We start from the raw sequence: 470 nt of genomic DNA on the forward strand, positions 1-470 counted from the left end.
TTATCGCTTATGAAGTACATTAAAGGTGAAGATAGAAGACAATACGTATTGTTTCCGGCTTGTCTGGACGAGTACATCGAGCAGGATAATCCTGTTCGCTACATTGATGCGTTTGTAGATAGCCAGGATTTAGAAGAACTCGGCTTCAATCATACTAAACGTGAGGCTCCTGGAAATGGTGGACGACCTTCATATGACCCTTCAGACATATTGAAACTACTCATTTATGGTTATTTCAATTCTATCCGTTCTTCTCGAAAGTTGGCCAAAGCGTGCGTTGTCAATATCGAGGTTATGTGGCTTTTAAGCAAGGTAACCCCTGACTTTCGTACAGTTTCTGATTTCCGAAAGGATAATTTGAAGCCTATCAAGAAAGTTTTTAAATCATTGAATAAGCAGTTGGATTCCTTTGGACTCTTCAGCCATTCTTACTTATCTATTGATGGTAGTAAGTTCAAGGCTGTAAATTC

1 protein-coding gene is annotated in these 470 nt (G+C 39.1%); it reads left to right on the top strand.

Features of this window, described 5'->3' with window-relative positions:
* Window positions 1–9 precede the first annotated feature (9 nt).
* The coding region (locus ACQRBJ_RS16220) for a transposase (RefSeq protein ID WP_445304261.1) at window positions 10–470 on the top strand (461 nt) is incomplete at its 3' end.

It is taken from the genome of Prevotella sp. SGI.167 (assembly GCF_050313615.1).
GTDB lineage: Bacteria > Bacteroidota > Bacteroidia > Bacteroidales > Bacteroidaceae > Prevotella.